The sequence below is a fragment of the Dendronalium phyllosphericum CENA369 genome (genome assembly GCF_016056275.1).
Lineage (GTDB): Bacteria > Cyanobacteriota > Cyanobacteriia > Cyanobacteriales > Nostocaceae > Dendronalium > Dendronalium phyllosphericum.
Genome location: NZ_JAECZA010000058.1, coordinates 20,243 through 27,770, shown reverse-complemented (window position 1 = coordinate 27,770; position 7,528 = coordinate 20,243). Strand labels below are relative to the sequence as shown.

Below are 7,528 nucleotides of genomic sequence, written 5' to 3'. Positions count from 1 at the left end.
TCCCCGCCCCTCTACCCCTCTGGGGCGGGGAAGGATAAAATAACTGACAACTACCACTAACTCTATCTCCTAAAAACGCTGACCTATACCGAGATGTACTCTACTTTCTCCTTGGTCGTTGATGCCGTAATCAGCGCGAAGTAAGCCTAGAGGTGAGTCAACGCGTACGCCAGCACCATAACCAAACCCTTGACCTGGTTTACCCCGCACGCCTGCTGGATCTCCTAATACAGTATCACCAGAGCCTAAATCTGAGCCGAAGTCGGCAAACAACACGCCTCCCACTACTGACACGATGGGGAAGCGGTATTCGGCGGAAGCCAGCACATAACTGCGACCGCTGCCAACATTTCCAGCATCGTAACCGCGTACTGAGTTGGAACCACCCAAGTTAAAAGCGTCATAAGGCGGTAAATCACCAATCACAGTACCAGCTTGCAGATTCAAGGCAAATACTTGTGGTTGTTTGCTATTAAATAACTGGACTGGTACGTACTGGCTGTAATTTGCATTGAGGCGATTCATAGAAATATTACCCAGACCGACGGGTACAGATTGTTCTGTACTCAGACGCAATAAAGAACCTTGTGTGGGATTGTTGGGGTTATTGCGTTGGTCTTTGGTGGCGGTGAAAGATACAGTAGTCAAGTCATCGATACCAGTGCCACTTACAGAAAGGGGATTGCCTTGAGCGTCAGTTGGTGTAAGATTACCTTGGCGATCGCGAATGCTGGTGCGAGTGTAGTTAAATCCTAAAGAGGTATCCCAACCTTCAATCGGTCGTTGAAAACTGATACCACCGCCAATCTTGCCTTCCCGCACTTTGTCGCCGTTAGCTAACTTAATTTCATCATCGAAGGTTTCCGACAGTTCTCGATTACGGAAAGCATTTACAGTGTAGCCCAAGCGATCGGGATCGGTTGAGCGATAGGGACTGATAAATTTAGAATCAAACTGGAAGTCACGCACGCCCAAACCGACATTGAGGGCTAAAGTATCGTTAACACCACCAATATTCTGGTCTTGATAGTTTACAGTACCGATGAGTCCTTGGTCGCTGTTATAACTACCACCCAAGTTAATCGCACGCGCCCCATATTCCTTAAGTTCGTAAACCAAATCAAGTTTTGTGGCATCTCCTTCTAAGGCAACATTCACGTTTTCAAATAAGCCGGTGCGATATAGTTGCTGTACATCTTGCCGTACTATATTTTCTTGAAAGATTTGACCTGGCTGAAGCTGGAGTTGCCGTTGGATGAAATCTGGTTTGGTGCGTCCCCCAACTAAGTTGCCTTTGTCATCTACAGTTTTACCATCGTCGTTGACAAAGCGAAATTTAATATCGCCAACTAAGCCTTCAGCCACATTCACGGTGAGGATGCCTTCACGGTTAGGTTTAATTGATAGCACCCGTGCCAAGTTATAGCCATTGTCAGCGTACCATTTGTTAATTTGTTCTACTGCTTGCTGGAGTCCAGCCGGACTAATGGCATTGTTAATTTGCGATCGCAAACGTTCTTGTAGTACTTGATAGGTGAGTACCTTCGCGCCGGAAAGTTGCAGCGATCGCACTACTACTGGTTGCACCTGATACACTACATTCAATCCGGCTGGGGTGCTGCGGCTATTGACGTTGGCACTGGCAAATAAACCAGTTTCTAGAATTGCCGCTACATCTTTTTGTAATTGGCTTTGACTAGTTTCTCCACCTGCATGAGTTTTGATGGCTTGGCGAATAATTTGCTGTAATTCCGCAGTCGCCCCCACTACCTGCACATCCGTAGCTGTGACTACTAAGCCATTTTCAAGAGTGGCAGGCTTGGGAGAGGAAGACACGGAGACAGGGAGACGGGGGGACGCGGGGAAAGAACTCTCCGCGTCCCCTCGTCCCTGTGTCACCGTGTCTTTTTTGGGAGATGGAGGTAAGATTACGGGAGAATTTCCCTGAGTTGGCGTTTGGGCTACTGTAGAATTTTTTTTCTCACTTGAGCGGACAACTACAGGATTTTGAGAAAATTGTTGCAAAACTACAGTTTCTGGAGATGAGATAGTTTTTACTTGTGTAGGCGTTTCTACAATTGTTGGAACTACTAGATTTTCAGCTTGTTCTGTATGAGAGGATGTTGTGGCAGTTGCAGCCATTACTTTTTGGGTGATATTGCTAGCTGCTAAAGTAGCTAAAGTAAAAATTGCCGCCGAAGAAACTCGCATAATATTTAGTCTATGAAATGGGAGTTATTTTTATTGAGGTGAAGTCATGACGAATAAGATTAACTTCCAGCAGCTTTGCTGATTAATATCGCCTTTTTTATACCTCTTACCCAAACAGACCGTTAATTTTGATGTTTTGTTTCTCTGAAACTACTGGTGCGAAGTGGCGTATATAGCAGGAGGCAGGGGGCAGAAGGCAGGAGGCAGGGGGCAGAAGGCAGGGGGCAGGAGGTAAAACATTACTATTCCTAACATCCACGCTTTCAAGATGTCCTAACCTTTAATTCGCTTGTTATATCTGTTTAACTGCCTTGGCGTTATTATTCGCGGTAGGTTTACACTACCTAGCAAACGAGAAGAATATCAAAAAGCGATCGCCTCAACTAACAACTCAGTACTCAAAATTAACTTGATATTCTAAGAACACCAAATAATTATTCAGTAACTAAAGTAAATGTCTGAGGAATTATTAGTATTTTTAAACTTTCTGCGGTTTTAAAAGTCAAAGAAGATACAGCTGTGTAGTGTTTAGTAAAAGCCGCAAACTCAATTTTTACAGGAGATGTTAAGCAAGATGAGTGATGTATCTGGGTTATCCCCAACCTCTAATGGTTTGCAGTTACTTGTTTTAAGTAACGGTCATGGAGAGGATATAATTGCTGTCCGCATTTTACAGGAACTTCAGCAACAATCAAACCCACCAGATATCTTTGCTTTACCACTGGTGGGTGAAGGACGCGCTTACCAAAAGTTAAATATTCCCTGTATTGGTTCGGTACGCACTATGCCTTCTGGTGGCTTTATTTATATGGATGGGCGGCAATTGATGCAAGATGTCAAAGGCGGTTTAGTACAACTAACTTTTAGCCAAATTAAAGCTATACGCCGCTGGGTTAGTTCTCAAAAAAGGTTAGGTAACAAGACAGCTATTTTAGCTGTCGGAGATATTGTACCACTATTGTTTGCAACTTTCAGTGATGCTAATTATGCCTTTGTAGGCACAGCTAAATCAGAATATTACGTGCGGGATGAAGTGGGTTTATTAGCGAGAAAATCAAAAGCCGCACGTTGGGAAAACTTTTCTGGTTCGATTTATCATCCTTGGGAACGTTGGTTGATGAGTCGTCGCCGTTGCCTTGCCGTATTTCCCAGAGATTCACTGACTACGGAAATTTTGAAACAATGGCTAATTCCAGCTTTTGATTTGGGCAATCCGATGATGGACGGTCTAGAGCCAACTGTTTCACCGCAACAATTTTACAGTGCCGATGTCCAACAAAAAGAATTAGCTCGACCTTTAGTTATTGCTCTGCTTCCTGGTTCCCGTGCGCCAGAAGCATATACTAACTGGAAAGTAATTATGCTAGCGGTGTCTGCATTGATAGCTAGTTTCCAAAAGCGAGATGCAATTCACACTTCTAAAAGTCTAGTGTTTTTGGGGGCGATCGCTCCTGGTTTGGACTGTAATATTTTATCTCAAACTCTGCAATCTCAAGGTTGGCAACCTCATTCCCAATCCCCGATTTCGCTTCCTGATGCCAATACTTTAATATTTAAGCAAAGCAATGCATACTTGCTACTAACACAACAAGCCTACAATGAATGTTTGCATTGGGCAGATACGGCCATTGCGATGGCGGGTACTGCAACCGAGCAATTTGTCGGTTTAGGGAAACCTGCGATCGCGATTCCCGGTGATGGCCCTCAATATAACCCTGCCTTTGCGGAAGCTCAAAGCCGTCTTTTGGGGCCATCCCTGATTTTAGTCGAGCAGCCTACAGAAGTTGCCCATGTGGTGCGATCGCTAATTAAAGAACCCGATAGTTTGCAAAAAATCGCCGAGAACGGTAGGCGAAGAATGGGTAAACCAGGAGCTGCACGACGTATTGCTGAGTGCTTGCTGGAACGATTATGGTGAAGCTAAAAAGTCAAAATTCAAAAAATTCCTTTCTTTTTACTTTTACCTTTTACCTTTTGACTTCTCCATCATGCTACTAACCCAGAACGCAAAGCACGCACAGCAGCTTGAGTACGGTCATCAGCACAGAGTTTATTTAAGATGTTGCGAACGTGGGTCTTAACTGTACCAACGGTAATATAAAGTTTTTCAGCTATTTGCCCATTACTACAACCAGCAACTATCAACTCTAAAATTTCTAGTTCGCGTTGAGTTAGCGGATAGGTTTCTAATACTTGTTCGTATTCCGTGGCCAATGCCTCTATTTTCACTGTCTTCGGCTTGTCAGAGGGTTGGCTTTCTCCGGGAATACCTTGCCGCATCTTCCGCAATACTACATTAGCGATCGCCGGGTCAATCCACGAGTTACCGCCGTAAGTCGCTTGGATGGCCTCTGTTAATTTGTTGATGCTTGTCTCTTTCATGTAATAAGAGTCTGCTCCTGCTGCAAACGCAGCCAATACTGCATCCTCTGTATGATCCATTGTCAGGATCAGAATTTTGGTTGCTGGTTGTCCGGTCTCCGCTTGGTAGCGTCTAAACTTGCGGGTGAGTTCAATCCCATCCATGTCAGGCAAGCCAATGTCTACCACTGCCACATCCGGCTTGGCTGTTTCTAAAAGTTTTAATCCTTGAGTAGCATTTGCCGCTTCACCAATCACTTTCAAACCGCTGTATGACTGTAAAGCAGCCCTGAGTCCCATTCTTGTAAGGTCATGATCTTCAATTAAAATAATGCTTATTTCACTCATTGTTACACTCGCTCTCTGTTGATTGCACTATGCAAACTACAATATTTTTTTAGCAGATTCTATGATTTTCCCAAACCAAAGATAGATGATTTCTTAACAAGTCTGCATCCACCGATAGAAATAATCAATTTGCTATTTTCTCCTCCTTAATATAGATCGAAATCTAGCTAGAGATATATGGCTTTTCTCCAAAAAAGTATGAAATATTGGAACGAACTCAAACTATAGACAATTTTTGTCTATGACTTTTGATTCTTAACTTTCCTACATAATCTAATAATATGCTAAAGCTTTAAAAATAGACGCTCTCAATGCACAAATCAAAATCAGTTCGCTATACCAAAGGAGAAAATAAGCAACACTTGCCTGCCATCCTAAATGAGACTTTTGATTCATGGGATTAATCAAGCCCGATCGCATTGCAATTAAAACAAATCAAACAATATTAAATTTAAGTGTATCTACTAAATATCAGGTAATTAATAAAGCTTGTAGCTTAATTGACCGCATTTCTTTATCGCCTAATTGGAATGCAAATATATCTGATAACATTACTCACCGTCAGCTAGCTGAGGTACTTTTACAAGAAAATGAGCGCCGTCGCGCAATCCCGGCCAAAATGTCTTACGTTGGTATCTTTCGCACAGATTTGTTAGGTAACTGCCTTGATGTCAATCAGCGATGGTCTGAACTTTCAGGTATTTCTTTAACAATGGCCCTCGGTAAAGGTTGGCGAACTGCCGTACATCCAGACGATCTGGAATTGATAGATGCAGAAGTCAAACGCATCTTGCCTAATGCCCAGCCTTTTAATTATGAATTTCGGTTTCAACATTCTGATGGCAGGATCGTCTGGGTGTTATCACAAGCAGAAGCAGAAACTCGTGTTAGTGGTGAGGCGATCGGCTATATTGGCACAGTCAGTGAGATTACTGAAGGTGAGCAAGAAGAAGTACTCAAACAGAGCGAACAAAGATTTCAGGCGACCTTTGAACAAGCTGCTGTTGGCATTGCCCACATCTCATTAGCTGGTCGCTGGTTGAGAGTTAACCAGAAACTGTGTCAGATTTTGGGTTACAACCGCGAAGAACTTTTAAATTTGACTTATCAAGAAATCACCCATCCTGATGATTTGGAACTCGATCGCAATTCTATACGGCAATTGTTAGCGGGTGAAATAGATACTTATTCCCAACACAAACGCTTGATCCGCAAAGATAATTTGCCGTTGTGGATTAATTTAACGGTTTCATTGCTGGGGGACGCAGCTACTAGACAAACAAATCCACATTTGCTGCATGACAATACAGAAACAGCTAAGTACTTTATTGCTGTCATTGAAGATATTAGCAACCGCAAACAAGCAGAGCAAGCATTGCAGGAGAGCGAACAACGGTTCCACACAATGGCAGATACTGCACCTGTAATGATTTGGATGTCTGGGCTAGATAAACTCTGTAATTACTTTAATCAAGGCTGGCTAGAATTCACCGGGCGTACAATGACGCAAGAGCCAGGTAACGGTTGGGCCCAGGGAGTCCATTCAGAAGATGTAAAGCGTTGCTTAGAGATATACTACACAGCGTTTGATGCTCGACAATCTTTTAGTATAGAGTATCGACTACGGCGTTTTGATGGTGAATATCGCTGGATTTTAGATAGAGGTACGCCTAGATTCAATACAGATGGTAGTTTTGTTGGGTATATTGGATCGGGTATTGATATTAGCGATCGCAAACTTGCAGAATTGACTTTGCAACAACGAGCAGAAGAACTAACGCGCTCGAACACAATTTTGGCGCAAACCACTGCCATGTTGCAAAAGCGCAATCAAGAATTAGATCGATTTGCTTATGCAGCCTCCCACGATCTCAAAGCACCATTAAGAGCGATCGCCAGTCTTTCAGAATGGTTAGAAGAAGACCTCGCCAAACAACTACCACCAGAAAACCAACATCAAATGCAGTTGTTACGAGGACGAGTGCGCCGTATGGAAGCTTTAATTAATGGCTTGCTAGATTATTCGCGCATTGGGCGCATCCACACAGAATCATCTTTAGTAGATGTTGGCGAATTGCTCAAAGAAGTAATTGATTCGCTACAACCGCCAGCAACTTTTAGCATTGAGGTCGGCCCGGAAATGCCTATTTTCCTCACCAAGCGATTTCCCCTGCAACAGGTATTTGCCAACTTAATCGAGAACGCGATTAAGCATCACTCCCGCCTTGATGGCCGAGTGAAAATATCTGTGCAAGACCAAGGACGTTACTACAAATTTACAGTTGCAGATGACGGCCCTGGCATTGCAGCGGAATATCAGGATAAAGTCTTTGTGATTTTCCAAACTTTGGAAGCCCGCGATCGCAAAGAAAATACTGGCATTGGTTTAGCGATCGTCAAAAAAATTGTTGAAACTGAAGGAGGTATGATTATTTTGGATTCTATTGTGGGTGCTGGCAGTACTTTTCATTTTACTTGGCCTAAACAGCCAGATGATTAAAATTGCTCCAGCTTATGGAACACATTGTTAATAGCCAACTCTCACTAATGGCTGAGGACGGGTGTTAACCCGCTCATTTACAATATGTATTGAGGTCGATAGGTGTTT

4 protein-coding genes are annotated in these 7,528 nt (G+C 43.2%); 2 read left to right on the top strand and 2 right to left on the bottom strand.

All coding sequences use genetic code 11. The features are described 5' to 3' along the window. Nucleotides 1-69 precede the first annotated feature (69 nt). Nucleotides 70-2,211: a BamA/OMP85 family outer membrane protein gene (locus tag I8752_RS14270; RefSeq protein ID WP_214432981.1), complete on the bottom strand. Its 2,142-nt coding sequence runs from the start codon at nucleotides 2,209-2,211 to the stop codon at nucleotides 70-72. A gap of 574 nt (nucleotides 2,212-2,785) precedes the next feature. Here I8752_RS14270 and I8752_RS14265 point away from each other — a divergent pair. Next, the gene (locus I8752_RS14265) at nucleotides 2,786-4,129 is read left to right on the top strand and encodes a lipid-A-disaccharide synthase-related protein (protein WP_214432980.1); all 1,344 of its coding nucleotides are present in this window, start codon (nucleotides 2,786-2,788) and stop codon (nucleotides 4,127-4,129) included. Nucleotides 4,130-4,197: 68 nt separating this feature from the next. Here I8752_RS14265 and I8752_RS14260 read toward each other — a convergent pair whose 3' ends face one another. Further along, a complete protein-coding gene (locus I8752_RS14260; protein ID WP_214432979.1) occupies nucleotides 4,198-4,920 on the bottom strand; it encodes a response regulator transcription factor in 723 nt (240 codons plus the stop codon). A gap of 394 nt (nucleotides 4,921-5,314) precedes the next feature. On the opposite strand from I8752_RS14260, the gene I8752_RS14255 reads away from it, so the two are divergent. Then, nucleotides 5,315-7,420 carry a PAS domain-containing sensor histidine kinase gene (locus tag I8752_RS14255; RefSeq protein ID WP_214432978.1) on the top strand — a complete coding sequence of 702 codons (2,106 nt, stop codon included), beginning with the start codon at nucleotides 5,315-5,317 and terminating at the stop codon, nucleotides 7,418-7,420. Nucleotides 7,421-7,528 lie beyond the last annotated feature (108 nt).

Bases quoted from the DNA above. Each gene is read 5' to 3' on its own strand.
- I8752_RS14270 (WP_214432981.1), bottom strand. From the start codon at position 2,211: ATGCGAGTTTCTTCGGCGGCAATTTTTACTTTAGCTACTTTAGCAGCT.
- I8752_RS14265 (WP_214432980.1), top strand. From the start codon at position 2,786: ATGAGTGATGTATCTGGGTTATCCCCAACCTCTAATGGTTTGCAGTTA.
- I8752_RS14260 (WP_214432979.1), bottom strand. From the start codon at position 4,920: ATGAGTGAAATAAGCATTATTTTAATTGAAGATCATGACCTTACAAGA.
- I8752_RS14255 (WP_214432978.1), top strand. From the start codon at position 5,315: ATGGGATTAATCAAGCCCGATCGCATTGCAATTAAAACAAATCAAACA.